The following is an 18,248-nucleotide window of genomic DNA, read 5'->3' on the forward strand; positions in this document are numbered from 1 at the left end:
CGGTCACCTGACTGCCTCCACTCCTTGCGGATCACTGTGTCGCCGAACGAGACGAGCCCGCCCCGACGTCACGGCGGACCGAGACGTCGGAGCGGGCCGAGAGGGAGTCAGCCGGCGTTCGACGCAGCCCACTGCTCGTAGGTGATCTCGCCGAGCACGGCGTCGGGCCCGGGCACGAGGCTCTCGTCGTCGATCTGGGTGCCGAAGTACTGCGCGTGGCGGTCACCCACGACGACGCGCGAATCACCGAGCCGCTTCAGGTTCATGGCGATGAAGTCGCTCATCCGGTACCTCGTGGGCCCACCGGTCTCGACGACTCCCTTGACCGGCTCGGCCTCGACCTGACGGACCACGGCGGCAGCCACGTCGTCGGAGGCCATGGGCTGGTACTCCCCCGTCGGCAGGTGCACCTGTCCGTCGACCGTCGCGGAGTCGGCGATCGCCTTGCTGAACTCGAAGAACTGCGTGGCGCGCACGATGCAGTACGGGATCCCGGAGTCCGCGATGAGCCTCTCCTGGGCCACCTTCGCTCGCAGGTACCCGCTCTCGGGCAGGCGGTCGCAGCCGACGACCGACAGGGCGACGTAGTGCCCGATCCCGGCCTCACGCGCGGCTGCCACGAGGTTGGTCGTCGAGGTCGTGAAGAAGTCCAGCACGTCCTGGTCGGCGAAGGACGGGGAGTTCGTCACGTCGACGAGGACGTCGGCCCCGGCGAGCGCCTCCTCGACCCCCTCGTTGGTGATGGTGTTGCAGCCGGTCTGCGGGGAGGCCGCGACCGCCTCGTGCCCGTGCTCGTCGAGCGTCCGCACGACCTTCGAGCCGATCAGGCCCGTTCCGCCGATGACGACGATCTTCATGGGGGTTCACCTCTCTGGATGTTGATGTCTGCGTTGGTGTGACCGCGGCGAGCCCGCGGATGTGACAGAGGAGGGTGACGAGTGGGACCAGTCGCTCTCTGCTTCCGGACTGGCGGCTGCGCCGCCCCGGTGAAACCCGGTTCGTCCCGTCCTTACCTGCGACTCGACCTGCCTCCGTGCGTGCCTCTGACCGGGGAGGTCGCCACCGCGTGACAGGTGAGCCACCGGAGGAAGGGCGTCACGCCCGGCCCGCTCGCACGGTCGAGACCCGGGAAGCCACCCGAACTACCTCGAGGAGCAGAGATGGGACCCGCACTTCCGGCCGAAGGAGCCGCTCACCACCACCAGGGCGTCGAAGGCCCGGAGCCGAGGCGCGACCGCTGCCGCGGCCGCGACATCCGCACTGCGAGCCGGGGCGCGTCATGATCGCCGTGGTGGTCGGTGGCACCGGCCTCGTCGGCTCCAAGCTCGTGGCGCGGCTGCGTGACCACGGCGCCGAGGTGCGCGTGGCGACCCGGCGAACCGGGGTGAACGCGTACACCGGGCAGGGACTCGCCGAGGCGGTGAACGGCGCGGACGTCGTCATCGACGTCACCAACGTGTCATGGTCGCCGTACGACGACGAGCCGACGGCTGCCTTCTTCGAGACGTGCACGACGAACATCCTGTGGGCCGGGCAGCGGTTCGGCGTGGCCCACCACGTCATGCTCTCGGCGCTGGGCGCGCACCGCATCGACAGCCCGTACTTCCGCAGCAAGGCGGCCCAGGAGCGCCTCGTCCTCGCGGCGACCACACCGCACAGCGTCCTGCGGACGACGGTCCTGCACGAGACGCTCCCCCTGCTCGTCGAGCGCGCGTCGACGACGCACGCGGTCCACCTGCCACCCGTACGCGTCCAGCCGGTGGCCGCGACGGACGTCGTCTCGCGGCTGTGCCGACTCGCACTCGACGCTCCGATCAACGGCGCCTTCGAGATCGCGGGTCCGGAGATCCACTTCCTCGACGAGCTGGCCCGCCAGGTCCTCGAAGCGGGCAGCGACCGCCGCCCCGTCGTGGCGGACGGCAACGCCCGCTACCTCGACGCCGTCCTGGATCCGGACTCGGAGGCGCTGCTGCCCCGATGGCGCCAGAGCCGGACGTCGTTCAGGGACTGGCTCGCCGGCGCGGGCCCAGCCGAGGCGCGGTCCGGGCCGGCGGCGTGAGCGACCAGTGACGCATCGGCGAACGTGCTGCGCCTCCCGCGGGGCCACACGCCCGAAGGCGCGGGACCGCGGGAGGCACACAGGGTCTTGCTCCGGGGCTGCGGTGCGCGGGGCTCAGGGAGTGGGTCGCTGACCGGACTCGAGCGAGATGACGGCTGCGTGCAGCGAGTGCAGACGGGCCGCGTAGGGGGCCGCCTCCGGCTCGTCCTCCCCGACGGGGTCCACACTTGCCTCGACGAGCGCCAGCTCCGCGTCCACCTGCACCTCGAGGTTCTCCAGCTCGTCCATGGTCGTTCCTTCCTCGTGACGGTCGGGGCCAGAGGCCCCGCTCCGAGGTCGACCGGACACGTGCCGCACCTGTGACAGTGGACGGGTCGTGAGGCCAGTGGCCCGAGCGGCCGGGAGGTGCGCGAGCGTCCCTTCGGGCCCCTCGCCGACCGGGCTAGTCCACCGGGGGCCGGCCGGCCCGGAGGTGCTCCCCGCGCCGGCCGTCGGCCTCGCCAGGCACGCCGGAGCTCCCGAGCGCCCCGAGCGCCCCGGCGATCTCGCGGCGCGATCGCACGCCGAGCTTGGTGAAGATCTTGCGCAGGTGCCATTCGACGGTGTGTGCGCTGAGGTGCACGGCGGCTGCGATCTGGGGGTTGGTCAGGCCGTCGGCGGCGAGCGCGGCGATCTGCTGCTCCTGGCCGGTGAGCGGGACACCGCTGGCCTTGCGTGGCGACTCGACCGGGGCGCCGCTGGAGGCGAGCCCCCGGGCAGCCCGAGCGGCGTACCCGTGCGCCCCGAAACGCGAGAGCATGTCGTGAGCCCTGCGCAGATGGGGCCGTCCCTCGGTGCGGGAGCCGTGCTCGAGCAGCCACTCGCCGAGGAGCAGGTGGGCTCGCGCAGTGAGCATGTGCACGCCCGTGCGCTCGGCGTGCGAGATGGCCTCCCGGAACACCGCCTCCGCCCGGCTGGCGCCTGTCACCTGGGCCGTGACGAGAGTGGCGGCCCCCAGCGCCCAGTCGGTCTGCGCCGCGGCGGCCAGGCCCTGCAGGTAGTCCACGGCCCCACGGACGTCGTCGTCGCGGATGCCGAGCTTCGAGGCCGCCTCCACCATCTCGACGACCGACCAGGTGGACAGGCCCATCTCGGCAAGGTGCGCGATACCGGCCCTGCCGGCCGCGAACGCCTCCTCGAACCGGCCGAGACCGTTGTAGAGGACGGCGGCCGCCCAGGCGGTCGCGGACGTGGCCTTGCCCTCTCCCTCGAGCCCCCGGTCGCCGGTGACCGAGCGCAGCACCCGCAGGGTGGCCTCCTCGTCGCCGAGCCACGGCGTCATCACCATGGCGCTGTAGCCGGCGAAGAACGCCCCGCCGTAGGCGTCGCCGATGTCGGCGGCACGCTCGGCGAGCGCGGCGGCGGTGCCCAGCTCGCCGGCGTACACCCGGTTGGACAGGCGTAGCAGCAGCGCGGACGGCATGACGGACAGCGCCCCGGAGCGTTCGCACGCGGCGACGAGGGTCTCCGAGAGAGTCGACCATGCGTCGAACTCGAAGCTGTCATGGGCCATCCGGCAGGCGAGCGGCAGCCACGCGATGGCCTCGTTCGTGTCCACCGGATGCCTCGTGTAGTCGCGGATCGCGTGGCGCAGGGAGCCGACACCCGCGCCGTAGCCGTCGGCGACGACCGTGGCGAGGCCGCGCAGCAACGCGTCGGCACGCGATGCCCTCGTCGGCTCGGGCATCGAGCGAACCGCTTGCGCCACCTGCTGCAGCACGCTGTCGTCGTCCAGCCGCCCCGCAGTGAGCCCGGCGTAGAGCGCGTCGCGATAGGTGTCACGGGCCAGGTCGGGCATCCGTGCCTCGAGGGCCTTGGCCGCGCCGACGAGCACGGGCAGGCCTGCGCTCGCGCTCCTGGACGCGAAGAGCACCCGGCCGCGGACGACTCCGCCATGGCGTGCGCGTCCTCGTCGAGCACCAGGAGCTGCGCCGTGTCGAGCAGCTCCAGGGCCGTGTCGTACTGGCCGGCCTGCGCCTTGGCGCTCGCGGCCGCCAGTGCACGCCGACTGCGGCGTCCCGGGTCGGGCGTCAGCAGGACGGCCTGCTCGAGCAGGGCCGCCTCGGCGGCGACGGCGCCCTGGGCGTGGGCGCGCCCGGCAGCCGCCTCGAGGTCGGCGGCGACGCTCTCGTCGGGCTCGGACGTGGCGTAGGCGAGGTGCCAGATGCGGCGGTCGAGGTCCTCGCGCGGGTCGATCGCGTCGGCGAGCGCCCGGTGGGCGGCGCGTCGCTCTTCCGGGCTGGCCTTGCGCAGGGCGGCTGACCGAACGAGCGGGTGCAGGAAGCGCACCATCGGCCGCACGTGCACCAGCTCGGTCGCCTGGGCCTCGTCGGCCACGCGGTCCACCTCCAGGCCGAGCGCCCGTGCGGCGCGTTCGAGGAGGGCCAGGTCACCGACGGGCTCCACGGCGGCCAGCGTCACGAACCGCTGCGTGTCCTCGCGCAGCGCCTCCAGGCGCAGCAGGAACGACTGCTCGACCTGGGTGGCCGTCGACTCGAACGACCGCGCCTCGTCGCGCTCCAGCAGCCCGGGAAGCGAGACCACCTTGGGCAGCTCCGTCAGGGCCAGCGGGTTGCCCCTCGCCTCGGCGAGGAGGCGCTCGCGGATCCGCTCGTCGAGACCTGCGGGAGTGGCCGTCGCGAGCAGTTCGCGGGAGTCGTGGTCGCCGAGCCGGTCGACCGTCAGGTGCGGGAGGTCGGCGAACGGGTACGGCCCGGTGGTCGCTCGCACGGCGAACACGAAGAGGATCCGCTCGAGCCGCAGGCGGCGCGCCACGAAGGCCAGCGTCTGGCTCGAGACCTGGTCGAGCCACTGGGCATCGTCGACCAGGCACAGCAGCGGCGCTTCACGGGCCGCATCGGTCAGCAGCGCGAGCACGGCGAGGCCGACGAGGAACCGCTCCGCCGGAGGTCCGGCACGCATCCCGAACGCGCCCTCGAGGGCGAGCCGCTGCGGCTCCGCGAGCCGGTCGAGCCGGTCGAGGAAGGGTGCGCAGGCCTGATGGAGGGACGCGAACGCCAGCTCCGCCTCGGCCTCGTTGCCGGCGATGCGGACCACACGACACCCGACGGCCCGCCGTGAGAGGTGCTCGAGCAGGGCTGTCTTGCCGATCCCCGGCTCACCCTGCAGGACGAGAGCGCCGCTACCTCCGGCGCGGAGCCCCGTCAGGCGACGGTCGAGCTCCGCGCACTCCACCGTCCGCCCCAGCAGCCGCCCCTGGCGCCGGTAAGGGCCGCTCACCGACGGGGCCACGGCAGCACGCTGAGCACGTGCCCGGTTCCCGGCGACGGCGCGCGTGCATGTCCGGCGAAGATGCAGCTGCTCATGCTGCCGTCATGATACGGCGTTCAGGCAGCCCGCTCCCGTGCCCGCTGAGCCGGTGCGGCGCCGACCACGTCCCGTAGCACGGCCTCCAGGGGCGAGGTCTCCCCCGTCCGTGCCGCGTGCAGGAACCCGGAGGTCAGCCGCCGGCGCACGGCCGGGTCCACGGGGCGCTGCGTGGCCGCCCCGATCCGTGGTTGCGCCCGGCGCACGAGCTGGCGACAGTTCGGCGCGCTGGTGCGCAGCAGCTGCGCGATCGACTCGTAGGAGTAGTCGAAGCCCTTCCGGAGCACGTATGCGGACAGCTCCGTCGGCGACAGGGAGGCGAGCAACGCGTCGAGAGCGGTCTCGAGCTCTTCGGTGCGCTCCACGAGCTCGTGGGCCTGGTTCTCGGACGAGACGCCGGGCGTGCCGGGCTCCCGACCGGGGAGCTCGCAGGGCCGCTCGCGCCGCCGGGGCGCGGAGACCACGTGGTTGACCGCCAGGTGGGTGGTGACGGTGGTCAGGAAGGCGGCGGGGTTCTGCACGGACGACCGGTCCGCGCGCTGCCACCTGAGCCAGGCGTCCTGGACGATGTCCTCCGCCGTGTGGGCGTGGCCGGTGACGCGGCGGGCGATCGTGAGCAGCCGGGGCCGCTCGTCGAGGAACACCTGCAGCGCCAGAGCCATCTCTTCCCCGTCCGGCTCGACGGGAAGGGTCGGGACCGGCGGCACGGGGGTGGTTCTCGAGGGGGGCATGGGCTCGGCTCCTTCAGGCGGCGGCACGGCCGTTCGGCCGTGCCTTCACCGTCCGCCCGGGCGTGGGGACGTCGCGCCCCTGAACCCCGTGGCCGACCCCGGGGGACACTGCGTGGTCTCCCGCCACCACGGGGCCACGGGAATCGGGCCCAGTGGCTACGGGCCCAGTGGCTACGGGCCCACGGGTGCGGGCCGGCCGGGGCCCCGCCTGGCTAGGGGGCCGTCGGCGACGGCCGCCGGGCGGCGAGCCTGCCGTGGAGCTCGCGCCGGGAACCGATGTCGAGCTTCGTGTAGACGTTGCGGAGGTGCCACTCGACGGTGTGCGGGCTCAGGAACAGCTCTGCGCCGATCTGGGGGTTGGTGAGGCCCGCGGCGGCGAGGTCGGCGATGCGGCTCTCCTGCGGCGTCAGGGTCTGCACGGGTCCGGTCGTCCTGACGCTGATGTGCTCGCCGGTCGCCTGCAGCTCGCGGCGGGCGCGCTCGGTGAAGGCGAGGGCGCCCATCTGCTCGAACATCTCGAACGCGGTACGCAGGTGCTCGCGAGCCGCCTTGCGTTGCGACCGGCGCCGCAGGTGCTCGCCGAGGAGCAGGTGGGTGCGGGCCACCTCGACGGTGACCCCGTCGCGGGCGAACTCCTCGATGGCCAGCTGGTAGAGCGGCCCGGGAGATGCTCCGCCGTCGACGAGGGCTGTGGTGCGTGCCAGCGCCCCACCGGCCCAGCCGGCGACGGTGCCGCGCACTCGAGCCTGCAGCCGGGCGAGCGCCTCGCGCGCCACGGTGGTCTCGCCCAGGTGGACGGCGGCCTCGGCCAGCTCCACCAGTGACAGGCCGACGAAGTTGTAGGCGTCCCGGTCGGCCGCCGCCCGCGCCGCGGCCAGGGCCTCGTCGTGCCTGCCCAGGCCGTTGTCGAGCACCGAGCGCACGAACCCGGCGGCACCGATCAACGACCGCTCGCCGCGCTGGACCGCCGACTGCTGGGCCGCCTGGACCGCTCGCGTCGCCTGCGCCTCGTCGCCTCGCCAGGCAGAGAGCACCAGGCTCGCGTAGGCGTGCGGGGCGTTGCCGGTGGCGGCGGTGATGCCGTCGGCCTCCTCGATCATGCCGGCGGCGAGCTCGAGGTCACCGCGGTGGATGTGGACGCCGGCGGCGTAGATGAGCGCGGCGGGCAGGACGCTGAGGGCGCCGATGTCCCGCGCGAGCCGGACCGCGCGGAACGACAGCGCCTCCCAGGCGGGCAGGTCCCAGGCATGGTGGATGAAGCTCTCGAGGGCGAGAGGCACCGACAGCAGCCAGCGCATGACGGCCTCTCGACTCGAGAAGCTCCTCGTGCAGCAGCGGGTCCAGCGAGCGGTAGAGGAGGGGCAGGCCGCTCTCCACACCGTCCACGAGCACCGCCACGACCCCGTCCAGCAGCAGGTCGGAGGCCTCGGACGCGGACGCCGGTGCGCCCGAGCCGCGTGCCGCCACCGCGGCCGCCCGAGCTTCCGGTATCCCCTTCGACCCGACCCGAGAAGACGCAGGCACTGATCGCCTCGAGATAGGTCTCCCGTGCCAGCGGGGAGCCGGCGTCGGAGAAGGCCGAAGCGGCCTCGAGCATGAGCGGTACCGCCTGGTCGGTGCGGCTGCGGCTGAAGAGGACTCGCGACCGCAGGCGAGTGAGGCGCGCGCGGTCCAGCGGCGTGAGCGGACAGACGTCGGCCAGGGAGGCCAGCTCGCCGGCTCGTTCCCCCGAGGCGGCCGAGAAGTGCGCCTCGGCCGCCGAGAGGGCGCGGCGGCCACGCACCCATGGGTCGGGCGTGAGCTCGGCAGCACGCTCCAGCAGGACCGCCTCGGCTGTCAGACCACCACGCTGCCGGGCACGTTCGGCAGCAGCCTCGAGGTCGGCAGCCACCGACTCGTCCACTCCGTCGACGGCCATGGCGGAGTGCCAGGCGCGGCGGTCGGGGTCGTCGCGGCTGTCCGTCGCATCGGCAAGAGCCCGGTGGGCGCGCCGGCGCTCGGAGGGGTCAGCGGCGAGATAGGCCGCCGAACGGGCCAGCGGGTGCCGGAACTGCACGGGCCTGCCGAACTTGATCAGCCCGGCGGTCTTCGCCGGGCCGGCATCCACGGGCACGCCCATCAGCTCGGCCGCCCGGACCAGCAGCCTCAGGTCGCCGACCGGCTCGGCCGCTGCGAGCAGGAGGAGGGTTCGCGTGTCGTCGGGCAGCGCCTCGACACGTTGCCGGAAGTCCTCGGTCACCATCGAGGACAACCGCGAGTGCCGGGCCGAGGCGCTCGTCGGAGCCCACCAGCGTCCTGCGGCCACGTCGGGGGCCGACCTGCCGGCATACGGCCCCTCGTGGCTCTCGAGGTCCAGGCCGTAGGACAGCTCGCCCGCAGTACGGCCACGGGACAGCTCCAGGATCGCGAGCGGGTTGCCGTGCGTCTCGGCGACCAGCCGGGAGCGCACGGCCGGGTCCAACGGTCCCTCGATCGCACCGTCCAGCAGCCGGCCGGCGTCCTCCTCGGGCAGGCCCTCCACGGCCAGCTCGGGCAGCCCGACGAGCAGGTCCCGACCCTCGTGCGTCCGCACCGAGAAGACGACCGCGACCGCCTCGGCGAGCAGCCGCCGAGATACGAACTCCAGAGTCCTCAGGGAGCTCTGGTCGAGCCAGTGGGCGTCGTCGACCACGACGAGGACCGGTCGCGACTCCGATGCCCGGGTCAGCAGGGAGAGCACGGCCAGCCCGACGAGGAAGCGGTCGGGGGGCGGGCCGAGCGCCATTCCGAAGGCGACAGTCAGGGCATCGCGCTGCGGGACAGGCAGGCGGGGCAGCTCGTCGAAGAAGGGCGCACAGACCTGCTGCAGTGCCGCGAAGGTCATCTCCATGTCGGCTTCGACGCCCTGCGTACGTGTGACGGCCAGCCCCGAGGACTGCGCGACGAGGTGCTCGAGAAGGAGCGACTTGCCCACGCCGGCCTCGCCGCGAAGCACGAGCACGCTCGAGTGCCCTGCGCGCAGCCGGCCCAGGAGGGTGTCGAGCACTCGACGCTCCCGGCGGCGTCCGAGGATGCGTGGCAGAGGGGTGGCGCTCATGCGTGGGTCGGCTCCTGCATCTGGCGTCTACGCGCCGAGGCTACCGGTCCTGTCACAACAGGGACACTCCCCCGGTCGGGCAGCAGGTAGCCCAGTGACGACCCGGGAGTCCGTGTGCCAGTCGAGCACCAGATCAGAACATCCGTGCTGGTCATCGGTTCCGGGGCCGCTGCACGTCGAGCGGCGGTCGGTCTGTCCGATCGCGGCATCTCCTCGCTTCTGGTCGACGAGCCCGGCGGCACGCGGATGGATGCGGTGTCGGCACAGCAGCCGCGACGGCTGCGCGTCGCCACGCTGCCGGGCGTGCACGTCACCGCGCTGCTCGTCGACGACAGTGCGGTGTTCGGCGCGTACGGCTTCAGCCTCGCGGACGGCTCTCGCTACCGCGTCCGCTCGGACGCCGTCATCCTCGCCACCGGCGGCCACTCCCGGGTCTGGAGCAGGTCGACGCCGCGCGAGCCGGGCCACGACGGCCACGGGTTGGCCCTGGCCGTGGGCGCGGGGGCCGCGGTGCAGGACGCTGAGATGGTCGAGTTCCACCCGTTCGGCCTGCTCGACGAAGGCGGCACGGTGGTGGGCGTGGTGGCCGATGACGCAACGGTCCTCGGCGCGCGGCTGCTCAACAACCGCGGCGAACGGTTCATGAGCCGCCACGAGCCGGTTCTCCTCGAGCACGCACCGCACCAGCGCCTCGCCTGCGCGGCCTGGGACGAGATCAGGCACGGCCGCGGCTCGACCGACCGAGGCGTCTGGATGGACCTCTCGCACCTGCCGAGCAGCACCGTCCGTTCGGCGCTCCCCGCGCTTGCGGCCGCCGTCTCGCGGCACCAGTCGCGGGACATCACCGAGGACCCGTTCGAGGTCGCACCGGCCACCAGCCGCACCCTCGGCGGCGTGCGCGTGCGCTCCCGGGACGGCGCGACGGACGTCGCCGGCCTCTTCGTGGCAGGAGAGCTGGCAGCAGGCGTGGGCGGCGCCCGCTGCCCGGAGGGCCACGGCACCGCGTCGGAGCGTGGAGGGCTCGATCTGGCTGCTCTCTCGGCCGCGGTGTCCAGCGCCGGCTTCACCAGCGCGAAGCGGTCGCGTGCAGCCGAGCGCGCAGCCGTGCAGGTGGCCGAGCGCGGCGTGGACGCTGCCGCTCGGTCGGTCGGCAGCCAGGACGGACCGGCCCTGCTCTCGCGGGTGCGCGCCGTCATGACCGAGCATGCCGGACCGCGACGGGACCGCGACGGGCTCCTGTCTGCGCTGACAGTGGTCTTCGAGGTTGAGGAGCGGGCGACGCGCCCCGGCCGGCGTCCGGGGCCCGCGCCCGCCGCCGGGGCGGCGGTCGCCTTCGATCTTCGGGCAGCGACGCTCGCGGCCCGAGCGACGCTGGAGTGCGCGTTGGCGCGCCGCGAGTCGGCGGGCTGGCACGAGCGGGCGGACGGCCCCTCGGGTGCGCAGACGGACTACCACCTCGTCTGGAGGCCCGGGGAACGGGTGACGCGCCTGCCTGCGGCCCCGGCTGACCGCATGCCGGGACCGGGCACGGTCTGAAGGCAGCGTCGCCAGTTGTCACACCCGGCTTCCCCAGGTGGTCGGGGAGGTGGAGGTTGCCGCGCGGTGCGTAGCACCGACCAGGCATCCACCTCGACCGGGAGGGCTTCGTCATGGAGCATGCAGGCAAGGCAGTGTCCCCGCAGAGCCGGAGCGGGGCCGTGCCTGTCGTCGCCGTCGGCTCCGGCGGCCCTGACGGGCCGGCTTCGTGGGAACCTCCACGCATCGGTGCCGGGCTGCGCGGACAGCTCAGGGACGCACTCGAGGACCTGCCGCGCATCCTGACCGCTCCGGCGCACCGGCGCCGACACCTCACGTGGGGAGCAACCGAGGTCGAGGTGGCATCGGACATGCCGGGGGACGACCTGCTTCCCCGGGCCCAGTACTGCACCACCCGGGCGATCACCATCGAGGCCGCGCGCGAGCAGGTGTGGCCCTGGCTCGTGCAGGTCGGCTACCGCCGGGCCGGGTGGTACGCCGCCGACCTGCTGGACAACTTCGGGCGCCCCAGCCTCCGTGAAGTGGTCCCCCAGCTCCAAGACCTCCACGTGGGTCAGTGGCTGCCCATGGTGCCCTACCCCTCCGAGCGGACTGCCTTCGTGGTCGACGGCTTCGTTGAGCCGTCGTGGCTGCTGTGGCGCACCCCGAACCGCACCTTCGCCTGGCGCTTGGAGGAGCTCGGGCCGGGGCGGACACGGGTGGTCGCGCGGCTTCGGACGCTGTACGAGTGGCACCGCCCGTTGGCGCCGGTCACGTTGGCGCTCATGGAGCTCGCCGACTACCCGATGATGCGACGCATGCTCCAGGGCATCCGCGACCGCGCCGAGAAGAACCTCGACAACGCTCGTTGAGATGCCTGGGGGTTGGACCTGCCACCGGCTCCGCGCGAAGACCCTCACATTGGCTTGCGCAGCAGAAGGCGTCACGTCATGCCATGGCGTCGCCGGTGAAGTGCAACGCGGTTCCCTTCGGCCGTAGGAGAGTTCACGAAGTGCGCACGCGGGCTAGCCGGTTTCGTCGTGCGGGTCGCGAACCGCCACGAGGGTGATGAGTGCAGTCAGGAGCGCCAACACGCCGTACCCCATCACGATCTCTGGCAGCGGCACGGTGTGGGACAGCTCGCCGGAGATCAGGCTCGGGAACGTCGCCGCGCTGTAGCTGAGCAGATAGACCACGGCGAAGATCGGCGCCCGGTCAGCCGGGCAGCTGCCGTAGATCAGGCCGCGGACTGCGGAACTGATCGCGACGCCTTGCGCGGCACCCGCGACGATCGTTGCCGCGATGAACACCGGCAGCGCTCCGACAGTCGTCGACGTCACGAGACCGGCCCACCCGACGACGAAGGCCGTCATCCCGATCCGTTGCGCCGTCGCCGGGGCGAACAGCCCACCCAGCGGCGAACCCAAGGCGCTGGGACCCATGTAGGCGGCGAAGACGAGGCCGAGGATCAGCGGACTGTGCGTGCCGAGCTGGTCCTGGACCAGGCCGGGTACGAAGGCCTGGTAGAAGGCACCGGTCGCCCACGTGCCGAGAAAGACCGCGGCTGAGACGGGCAGGAGTCTCCGCACCCGCGCCGGCACCCGGACACTGGGCCGCAGCGACGCCCAGGCGCCCGGGCAGCGAGTGACTGTCTCGGGGCTGACGGCGATGAGGGCAGCGGAGACCAGCAGCAAGACGATGACCACCACGTAGATGAGGTCGCGTGGCCACGGGCCGAACTGCACCAGGGCACCAGAGGCGACCGCGCCGAGCGCCAGCCCGAGCATGATGGTCTGGCTGGAGGCGACGGAGGCCAGCCACTGCGGCTTGGCCGGCGCCGTGTCGACGATGTACGGCGGCAGGCTGCTACTGGCGAGGCCGCCGCCGAGCCCCATCAGAAGCCGACCCGCGACCAGCATTCCGATGTCGTGGACGCTCAGCAGCAGCACGCAGCCAAGGACGATGAGCCCGAGACTGGCGATGGCCACGGGGCGACGGCCGACGTAGCCCGACAGGCGTCCCAGAACCAGCAGCGCACCCAGGGTCGCGGCCGAGTAGGCGACAACGGTCAATGAGATGCCGGCGTTCGTGAAGCCGTCCTCGGCCCGGTAGATGTTGAACAGCGGGATGGTGGAGCCCGCGGCGGCGAACGCCGACATGAGCGCCAGCACGCCTGAGACGAATCCGAGCCGGAGCGAGGCGGCCCGTGGCGCGGGCGTCAGGGACTCAGCGACGGTGTGCGTCACGTCAAGCCTTCCTGTGGGTCCCGAAGATCGGGTCTGTACAGCAGCCTGGTTCAACGACGACGTGTCGCTGTCGCAGGCCTGGAGGCGTCTCACCCCGCGCCGAAGAGCTCATCTGCCCTGGGGTCGGAGGGGGCCCAGCATCACCGAAGTGGACGATTGAGTCCAGTTACGTCAAGGCCTGACACGGATGACGGTCTTGCCCTGGCGTCGCCGAGTCGGGTTGAGGGCCGCGACGGCGTCGTCGAGCGATGCGACGTCTCCGATGTTCGTCCGGAGGCGGCCGTCCCGCACTCGCTGGACGATCTCCGTCAGCTGTGCGCGGTCTGCCTCGACGACGAAGTCGACGGCCAGCCCCTCGGCGGGACGAGCCTCCACGGGTCCGGTGACGGACACCAGCGTCCCACCGGCACGGACGAGCGCGGCGGACCGCTTCTGGATGTCGCCACCGATGACGTCGAAGACGAGGTCGACACCCCCGACGTCCTCCAGCGAGTCGTTCTCGAGGTCGACGAACTCGTGCGCGCCGTAGTCGAGGGCCTTGGCGCGGTCGCCTCCGCGCCCGGTGCCGATGACGTACGCCCCGGCTTCACGGGCAAGCTGGCTGACCATGGTCCCGACGGCGCCCGCCGCACCGTGCGCGAGGACGCTCTGGCCAGCCTCGAACCGGCCGTGAACGAAGAGGCCCTGCCAGGCCGTCAGCCCGGAGATGGGCAGGCTCGCGCCCACAGTGAAGTCGACATCGCCGGGAAGCGGCGCGAGGTTGCGCGACTCGATCGCGACGTACTCCGCCAGGGTTCCGTCGCGGTGCCAGTCGGAGATCCCCAAGACGCGCTGGCCGAGCGACACGCCCGTCGTGCCGTACCCGAGCGCGGTGACGACACCGGCCACCTCATGACCGAGGACCGAGGGCGAACGGTCCTTGCTCGCTCTCGTGGTCCACGTGGAAGGCCAGTCCACTTCGGTCGGGACGTACCCCGAGGCGTGCACCTCGACGACGACGTCGTTGATCGCCGGGGAGGGGTCGGGGTGGTCGGTGAGCCTCGCCCCGGCCGTTCCCGCGCTCTGGTCCGTCACCACGATGGCTTTCATCGGTCTCCTCTTTCTGTCCGGTTGCCGCGCTGCACGCGAAGACGACCAGCGACCGCTCGAAGCACGACCCTGCCGACAGGTGGGCCGGGTCGGTGCGACTGCGGGGGCAAGCCCTGACGTGCGCTCGTCAAACCAGGTGTCGAGACGTCCTTCGATCTTATGACCCGGCAGGTCCTCTCGTCCGGACTGACCGGGGCAACGCGCTCATGGGCACAACATGCATCCGCCCCTAAGACGCGAGCGCGGGGCGCAACCAAGAGCCCGTCAACAGGCGACCCGGCAGCACCACAGAGAGACCACGATGAGCTCCACCACGACCCAGAAGCCTCAACAGGTACCCGCACCGACGTTGCGCTCTGAGCGACTGGCCGCGCGCACTGGCGTGGTCCGGTGGCTGACCACCACCGACCACAAGGTCATCGGCGACCTCTACCTGATCACCTCGTTCGTGTTCTTCCTGTTCGGCGGGGTGCTGGCCTTGATGATTCGCGCCGAGCTGTTCGCGCCCGGCCTGCAGGTCGTCGACAACCCACAGGAGTTCAACCAGCTGTTCACGATGCACGGCACCGTGATGCTGTTGCTCTTTGCGACGCCGCTGTTCGCCGGGTTCGCCAACGCCCTGATGCCGCTGCAGATCGGCGCGCCCGATGTCGCGTTCCCGCGGCTGAACATGCTCGCGTACTGGCTGTACCTGTTCGGTGCCGTCATCGTCCTGGCAGGGTTTCTCACTCCGGGTGGTCCAGCAGCCGCGGGCTGGACCAGCTACGCGCCACTGTCGGATGCCGCCTACACCCCGGGGCTCGGTGGTGACCTGTGGGTCTTCGGCCTCGCGCTCGGTGGTGTCGGCACCATCCTCGGCGCGGTCAACGTCATCACGACGATCGTGTGCCTGCGGGCTCCCGGCATGACGATGTTCCGGATGCCGATCTTCACGTGGACGTTGCTGGTCACCTCGCTGCTGGCCATCCTGGTCTTCCCGATGCTCGCAGCCGCGCTGTTCGCCCTGGGAGGTGACCGGCGCTTCGGGATGCACATCTTCGACCCCGCGAACGGTGGCGCGATGCTGTGGGAGCACCTCTTCTGGTTCTTCGGCCACCCCGAGGTCTACATCATCGCGCTGCCGTTCTTCGGCATCATCAGCGAGGTCCTGCCGGTCTTCTCCCGCAAACCGATCTTCGGCTACAAGACCCTCGTCTTCGCGACCATCGCCATCGCCGCCCTGTCGACGAGCGTCTGGGCCCACCACATGTACGCCACGGGCCAGGTGCTCCTGCCGTTCTTCTCGGTCATGACGATGCTCATCGCCGTCCCGACCGGCGTGAAGTTCTTCAACTGGATCGGCACGATGTGGGGCGGCAAGGTCGTCATGGCCACGCCGATGCTGTGGGCGATGGGCTTCCTCGTCACCTTCCTCTTCGGCGGCCTGACCGGCGTCGTCATGTCCAGTCCCGCGCTGGACTTCCACATCACCGACAGCTACTTCGTCGTCGCGCACATCCACTACGTCGTCTTCGGCACCGTGGTGTTCGCGATGTTCGCGGGCTTCTACTTCTGGTGGCCGAAGCTGACCGGCCGCATGCTCGACGAGCGCCTCGGCAAGCTGCACTTCTGGACGCTGTTCATCGGCTTCCACACGACCTTCCTCATCCAGCACTGGCTCGGCATCGAGGGCATGGCCCGCCGCTACGCCGACTACCTGCCCGAAGAGGGCTTCCAGGCCGCGAACATCGTCTCGAGCCTCGGGTCCTTCCTGCTCGGCGCCTCGATGATCCCCTTCCTGTACAACGTCTGGAGGACGTGGAAGAAGGCGCCGCTCGTCGAGTCCGACGACCCGTGGGGCTACGGCGCCTCCCTCGAGTGGGCCACCTCGTGCCCACCGCCCCGGCACAACTTCACGTCACTGCCCCGCATCCGGTCCGAACGGCCGGCCTTCGACCTGCACCACCCGGAACAGCCGGCCAGCGGGGCCCTCGTCTCCGAGCTCAACGAGGGTTCACGCCTGGTCACCGACGCCCGGCGCGCTCGACCCGTCCTTGAACGGTGACAGCACAGCTGTCATCACCCGGTTGGCCGGCGCGTCGAGGTACACCTGCGCGGACTGCCGGCTCACGTACCCACTGAGCCAGTCGAGCTCCAGCCGTCGACCGCCCATCAGGTCGTTGGCCATCGACGAGGTCATGTCGAACGGGAGACCGTCACAGAACTCGAGCCGTTCCGCAGGCAGCGAGCTGGGCAGGTCCACCCCGAGGCGCTGACCCAGGGTCGTTGTCTCGGTCATGAGCTCCAGCAGGAGCGCCCGCGACTCGGTGTGGCTGCGCACCACCCCGATGGGGGCCCTCGTGACCGCGGTCGTGGCCGACAGGCCGACGAGGAAGGTGAGCTTCTCCCAGAGCAGCTCGGTGATGGCACTCGAGGCGACCGTGTCGACACCCGCGCCGGCTAGGGTGGACCGGATGAGGCGCAGCCGCTCGCTGTCGGTGCCGTCGAACTCGCCGAACACGATGCGCTGAAGCGCGCCGTGATGGGTGATCGTTCCAGGCTCGGTGATGAAGGCCGAGATGTAGGCGGCGCCTCCCATGAGCTGTCGTTCGGGAACGTGCTGGGACAGCACGCTCCGGGCGAGGACGCCGTTCTGCAGCGAGAGCACCACGGTGTCAGGCGAGATCACTGGGGCGAGCTGGGCTGCCACCGCCTCGGTGTCCCAGGACTTCACGGTCACCAGGACCAGTTCGGGGTCGGTCAGCTCGCGCAGGTCGTCGGTAGCGGCCACGGCCGGAACATGCCGGGTCGACCCCTGCGTCACCAACGTCAGTCCAGCCGTGCGCAGCGCGCGAAGATGAGCACCGCGCGCGACGAACTGCACGTCGTTGCCAGCCAGCTGCAGCTTCGCGCCGAAGTACCCCCCGACGCCGCCGGCGCCGATCACTGCCACCTTCATCGAGTCGCTCCTTCCGTACGAATTCCAGCCGTGGTCGCAGCGTCCGCTCAGTCGGTGACGCGGCTGGGAGTGGCCCCGTAGACCAGGTCCCGGTAGTCATGGTGCTTGCCCAGCCAGCTGCGCACGAACGGGCACACGGCCAGCACCTTCCGCTCACCCTTGGCTCGGATGTCATCCAAGGCCTGCTGGACCAGGATGCTGCCGATCCCCCGACCTTCGTAGGAGGGGTCGACCTCCGTGTGCTCGATGATGACGATGGAGGCGGCGTTCTGGTACACGGTGTAGCCGGCCACCTCGTCCCCGATGCGTGCCTCGTACCGATGCATCGACGCGTTGTCGACAACGGTCACATCCATCTGCAGCTCCTTGATCAGTGGTCTGTTTCGTCGTCCCAGTGGTCGCGACGACGCGCCGCCACCGGGACTCGTAGCCCACGAGAGTGCCCGTGCTTCGGCCTCGTCTGGGCACCGTCTGGTGCCCTGAGCCGGCATGGTCGCGTCGCGGCCGTCGTGCGACTGGTTCGTGTGTGCGGCGGTCCCGATCTCTCGCGCGGACCCAAGTGCCGGCCCGCGGACGGGCACATGACCTAAGGCTTCGCGTGCACGTGGCACCAAGGTCACATCAGTATGCGCCGATCAGGGCCCGGTCGACGCCGTCGAGCGCGGGCGCGGGCCACGACGGCGCCACGCACAGAACGAGAGGTCACACATGCTGCTCAACGGTTCACGCTTTCCCCGACTGTCCATGCGCACCGCCGCCGGTGGGGAGATTCGGCTTCCATCAGCCACCGAGGGCAGCTACGCCGTCGTCCTCGTCTACCGCGGCTCGTGGTGTCGCTACTGCGCGGGACAGCTGCGCTCCTTCGTCGGCCGGCACCAGTCACTCATCGACGAGGGCATCACCACCGTTGCCCTGTCCGCCGACCCGGAGGCTGTGGCTCGGCAGACCGTCACCGAGCTGGGCATTCCCTTCCCCGTGGGGTGCGACGTGTCCGTTCGCGACGTCGCGCCGGCACTCGAGTGCTACACCGACCCAGCCGGCACGTTCTTCCAGTCCACGGGGTTCGTCCTTGGCCCCGACGGCACCGTCATGCTCGCCGTGTACTCCTCCGGAGCGATAGGGCGTCTTGGTCCGGTCGACGTGCAGGCGTTCGTCTCCCGCCACCGTTCCATGACGGCAGCGGCCGACGCCCACTAGCGGCGACTCCGCAGCACGAATCCTCGCCGAG

At 71.4% G+C, this 18,248-nt stretch carries 16 protein-coding genes and 1 pseudogene; 6 read left to right on the plus strand and 11 right to left on the minus strand.

The window, feature by feature from the left end; genetic code table 11:
* Positions 1 to 107 precede the first annotated feature (107 nt).
* Complete coding sequence (locus AC1VM9_RS03455) at positions 108 to 857, minus strand: SDR family oxidoreductase (RefSeq protein ID WP_481346760.1); 750 nt, start codon at positions 855 to 857, stop codon at positions 108 to 110.
* A gap of 422 nt (positions 858 to 1,279) precedes the next feature.
* On the opposite strand from AC1VM9_RS03455, the gene AC1VM9_RS03460 reads away from it, so the two are divergent.
* Entirely contained in the window at positions 1,280 to 2,059 is a 780-nt protein-coding gene (locus tag AC1VM9_RS03460; RefSeq protein ID WP_483121183.1) for an SDR family oxidoreductase, read from the plus strand.
* Between the two features lie 114 nt (positions 2,060 to 2,173).
* Here the strand turns inward: AC1VM9_RS03460 and AC1VM9_RS03465 are convergent, their stop codons facing one another.
* Both AC1VM9_RS03465 and AC1VM9_RS03470 read right to left on the minus strand, forming a co-directional pair.
* Positions 2,174 to 2,347, minus strand: a complete 174-nt coding sequence (locus tag AC1VM9_RS03465; RefSeq protein WP_481342473.1) for a hypothetical protein — start codon at positions 2,345 to 2,347, stop codon at positions 2,174 to 2,176.
* Positions 2,348 to 2,501: 154 nt separating this feature from the next.
* The gene (locus AC1VM9_RS03470) at positions 2,502 to 3,971 is read right to left on the minus strand and encodes a helix-turn-helix transcriptional regulator (RefSeq protein ID WP_483121185.1); all 1,470 of its coding nucleotides are present in this window, start codon (positions 3,969 to 3,971) and stop codon (positions 2,502 to 2,504) included.
* Between the two features lie 26 nt (positions 3,972 to 3,997).
* Here AC1VM9_RS03470 and AC1VM9_RS03475 point away from each other — a divergent pair, with 26 nt between their 5' ends.
* On the plus strand, positions 3,998 to 4,360 hold the full coding sequence (locus AC1VM9_RS03475) for a hypothetical protein (protein ID WP_483121187.1): 363 nt from the start codon (positions 3,998 to 4,000) through the stop codon (positions 4,358 to 4,360).
* A 534-nt stretch (positions 4,361 to 4,894) separates the two neighbouring features.
* On the opposite strand, the pseudogene AC1VM9_RS03480 reads toward AC1VM9_RS03475, so the two are convergent.
* From AC1VM9_RS03480 to AC1VM9_RS03495, 4 genes and pseudogenes are all read right to left on the minus strand, one after another.
* Positions 4,895 to 5,350 (minus strand): annotated as a pseudogene (locus AC1VM9_RS03480) (ATP-binding protein); the annotation flags it as partial.
* Positions 5,351 to 5,445: 95 nt separating this feature from the next.
* Positions 5,446 to 6,156 (minus strand): sigma-70 family RNA polymerase sigma factor, encoded by a 711-nt coding sequence (locus tag AC1VM9_RS03485; RefSeq protein WP_481342471.1) that lies wholly within the window; start codon positions 6,154 to 6,156, stop codon positions 5,446 to 5,448.
* 212 nt (positions 6,157 to 6,368) lie between these two features.
* Positions 6,369 to 7,256 carry a helix-turn-helix transcriptional regulator gene (locus AC1VM9_RS03490; RefSeq protein ID WP_483123963.1) on the minus strand — a complete coding sequence of 296 codons (888 nt, stop codon included), beginning with the start codon at positions 7,254 to 7,256 and terminating at the stop codon, positions 6,369 to 6,371.
* Entirely contained in the window at positions 7,253 to 9,232 is a 1,980-nt protein-coding gene (locus AC1VM9_RS03495; RefSeq protein WP_483121189.1) for an AAA family ATPase, read from the minus strand. Before AC1VM9_RS03495 ends, AC1VM9_RS03490 begins: the two co-directional genes overlap by 4 nt.
* Positions 9,233 to 9,376: 144 nt before the next feature.
* On the opposite strand from AC1VM9_RS03495, the gene AC1VM9_RS03500 reads away from it, so the two are divergent.
* Together AC1VM9_RS03500 and AC1VM9_RS03505 are read left to right on the plus strand one after the other, a co-directional pair.
* Complete coding sequence (locus AC1VM9_RS03500; RefSeq protein ID WP_483121191.1) at positions 9,377 to 10,768, plus strand: FAD-binding protein; 1,392 nt, start codon at positions 9,377 to 9,379, stop codon at positions 10,766 to 10,768.
* A 161-nt stretch (positions 10,769 to 10,929) separates the two neighbouring features.
* Positions 10,930 to 11,619 carry an SRPBCC family protein gene (locus AC1VM9_RS03505; protein ID WP_481342468.1) on the plus strand — a complete coding sequence of 230 codons (690 nt, stop codon included), beginning with the start codon at positions 10,930 to 10,932 and terminating at the stop codon, positions 11,617 to 11,619.
* Between the two features lie 153 nt (positions 11,620 to 11,772).
* Here the strand turns inward: AC1VM9_RS03505 and AC1VM9_RS03510 are convergent, their stop codons facing one another.
* Both AC1VM9_RS03510 and AC1VM9_RS03515 read right to left on the minus strand, forming a co-directional pair.
* Positions 11,773 to 12,993 carry an MFS transporter gene (locus tag AC1VM9_RS03510; protein ID WP_481342467.1) on the minus strand — a complete coding sequence of 407 codons (1,221 nt, stop codon included), beginning with the start codon at positions 12,991 to 12,993 and terminating at the stop codon, positions 11,773 to 11,775.
* Between the two features lie 171 nt (positions 12,994 to 13,164).
* A complete protein-coding gene (locus tag AC1VM9_RS03515) occupies positions 13,165 to 14,082 on the minus strand; it encodes an NADP-dependent oxidoreductase (protein ID WP_483121193.1) in 918 nt (305 codons plus the stop codon).
* A 301-nt stretch (positions 14,083 to 14,383) separates the two neighbouring features.
* Here AC1VM9_RS03515 and ctaD point away from each other — a divergent pair, with 301 nt between their 5' ends.
* On the plus strand, positions 14,384 to 16,126 hold the full coding sequence (ctaD, locus tag AC1VM9_RS03520) for an aa3-type cytochrome oxidase subunit I (protein WP_483121195.1): 1,743 nt from the start codon (positions 14,384 to 14,386) through the stop codon (positions 16,124 to 16,126).
* Here ctaD and AC1VM9_RS03525 read toward each other — a convergent pair.
* Entirely contained in the window at positions 16,076 to 17,020 is a 945-nt protein-coding gene (locus AC1VM9_RS03525) for a ketopantoate reductase family protein (protein ID WP_483121196.1), read from the minus strand. The two genes, ctaD and AC1VM9_RS03525, sit on opposite strands and share 51 nt — an antisense overlap.
* 47 nt (positions 17,021 to 17,067) lie before the next feature.
* A complete protein-coding gene (locus AC1VM9_RS03530) occupies positions 17,068 to 17,376 on the minus strand; it encodes a GNAT family N-acetyltransferase (RefSeq protein WP_481346940.1) in 309 nt (102 codons plus the stop codon).
* A 352-nt stretch (positions 17,377 to 17,728) separates the two neighbouring features.
* Here AC1VM9_RS03530 and AC1VM9_RS03535 point away from each other — a divergent pair, with 352 nt between their 5' ends.
* A complete protein-coding gene (locus AC1VM9_RS03535; protein ID WP_483121199.1) occupies positions 17,729 to 18,217 on the plus strand; it encodes a redoxin domain-containing protein in 489 nt (162 codons plus the stop codon).
* Positions 18,218 to 18,248: the final 31 nt, after the last annotated feature.

This window comes from Monashia sp. HAY1-11D (assembly GCF_056868035.1).

What these genes read in the sequence shown, in the direction of transcription:
- AC1VM9_RS03455 (WP_481346760.1), bottom strand. Translation starts at nt 857, where the DNA reads ATGAAGATCGTCGTCATCGGCGGAACGGGCCTGATCGGCTCGAAGGTC.
- AC1VM9_RS03460 (WP_483121183.1), top strand. Translation starts at nt 1,280, where the DNA reads ATGATCGCCGTGGTGGTCGGTGGCACCGGCCTCGTCGGCTCCAAGCTC.
- AC1VM9_RS03465 (WP_481342473.1), bottom strand. Translation starts at nt 2,347, where the DNA reads ATGGACGAGCTGGAGAACCTCGAGGTGCAGGTGGACGCGGAGCTGGCG.
- AC1VM9_RS03485 (WP_481342471.1), bottom strand. Translation starts at nt 6,156, where the DNA reads ATGCCCCCCTCGAGAACCACCCCCGTGCCGCCGGTCCCGACCCTTCCC.
- AC1VM9_RS03490 (WP_483123963.1), bottom strand. Translation starts at nt 7,256, where the DNA reads ATGATCGAGGAGGCCGACGGCATCACCGCCGCCACCGGCAACGCCCCG.
- AC1VM9_RS03495 (WP_483121189.1), bottom strand. Translation starts at nt 9,232, where the DNA reads ATGAGCGCCACCCCTCTGCCACGCATCCTCGGACGCCGCCGGGAGCGT.
- AC1VM9_RS03515 (WP_483121193.1), bottom strand. Translation starts at nt 14,082, where the DNA reads ATGAAAGCCATCGTGGTGACGGACCAGAGCGCGGGAACGGCCGGGGCG.
- ctaD (WP_483121195.1), top strand. Translation starts at nt 14,384, where the DNA reads ATGAGCTCCACCACGACCCAGAAGCCTCAACAGGTACCCGCACCGACG.
- AC1VM9_RS03525 (WP_483121196.1), bottom strand. Translation starts at nt 17,020, where the DNA reads ATGAAGGTGGCAGTGATCGGCGCCGGCGGCGTCGGGGGGTACTTCGGC.
- AC1VM9_RS03530 (WP_481346940.1), bottom strand. Translation starts at nt 17,376, where the DNA reads ATGGATGTGACCGTTGTCGACAACGCGTCGATGCATCGGTACGAGGCA.
- AC1VM9_RS03535 (WP_483121199.1), top strand. Translation starts at nt 17,729, where the DNA reads ATGCTGCTCAACGGTTCACGCTTTCCCCGACTGTCCATGCGCACCGCC.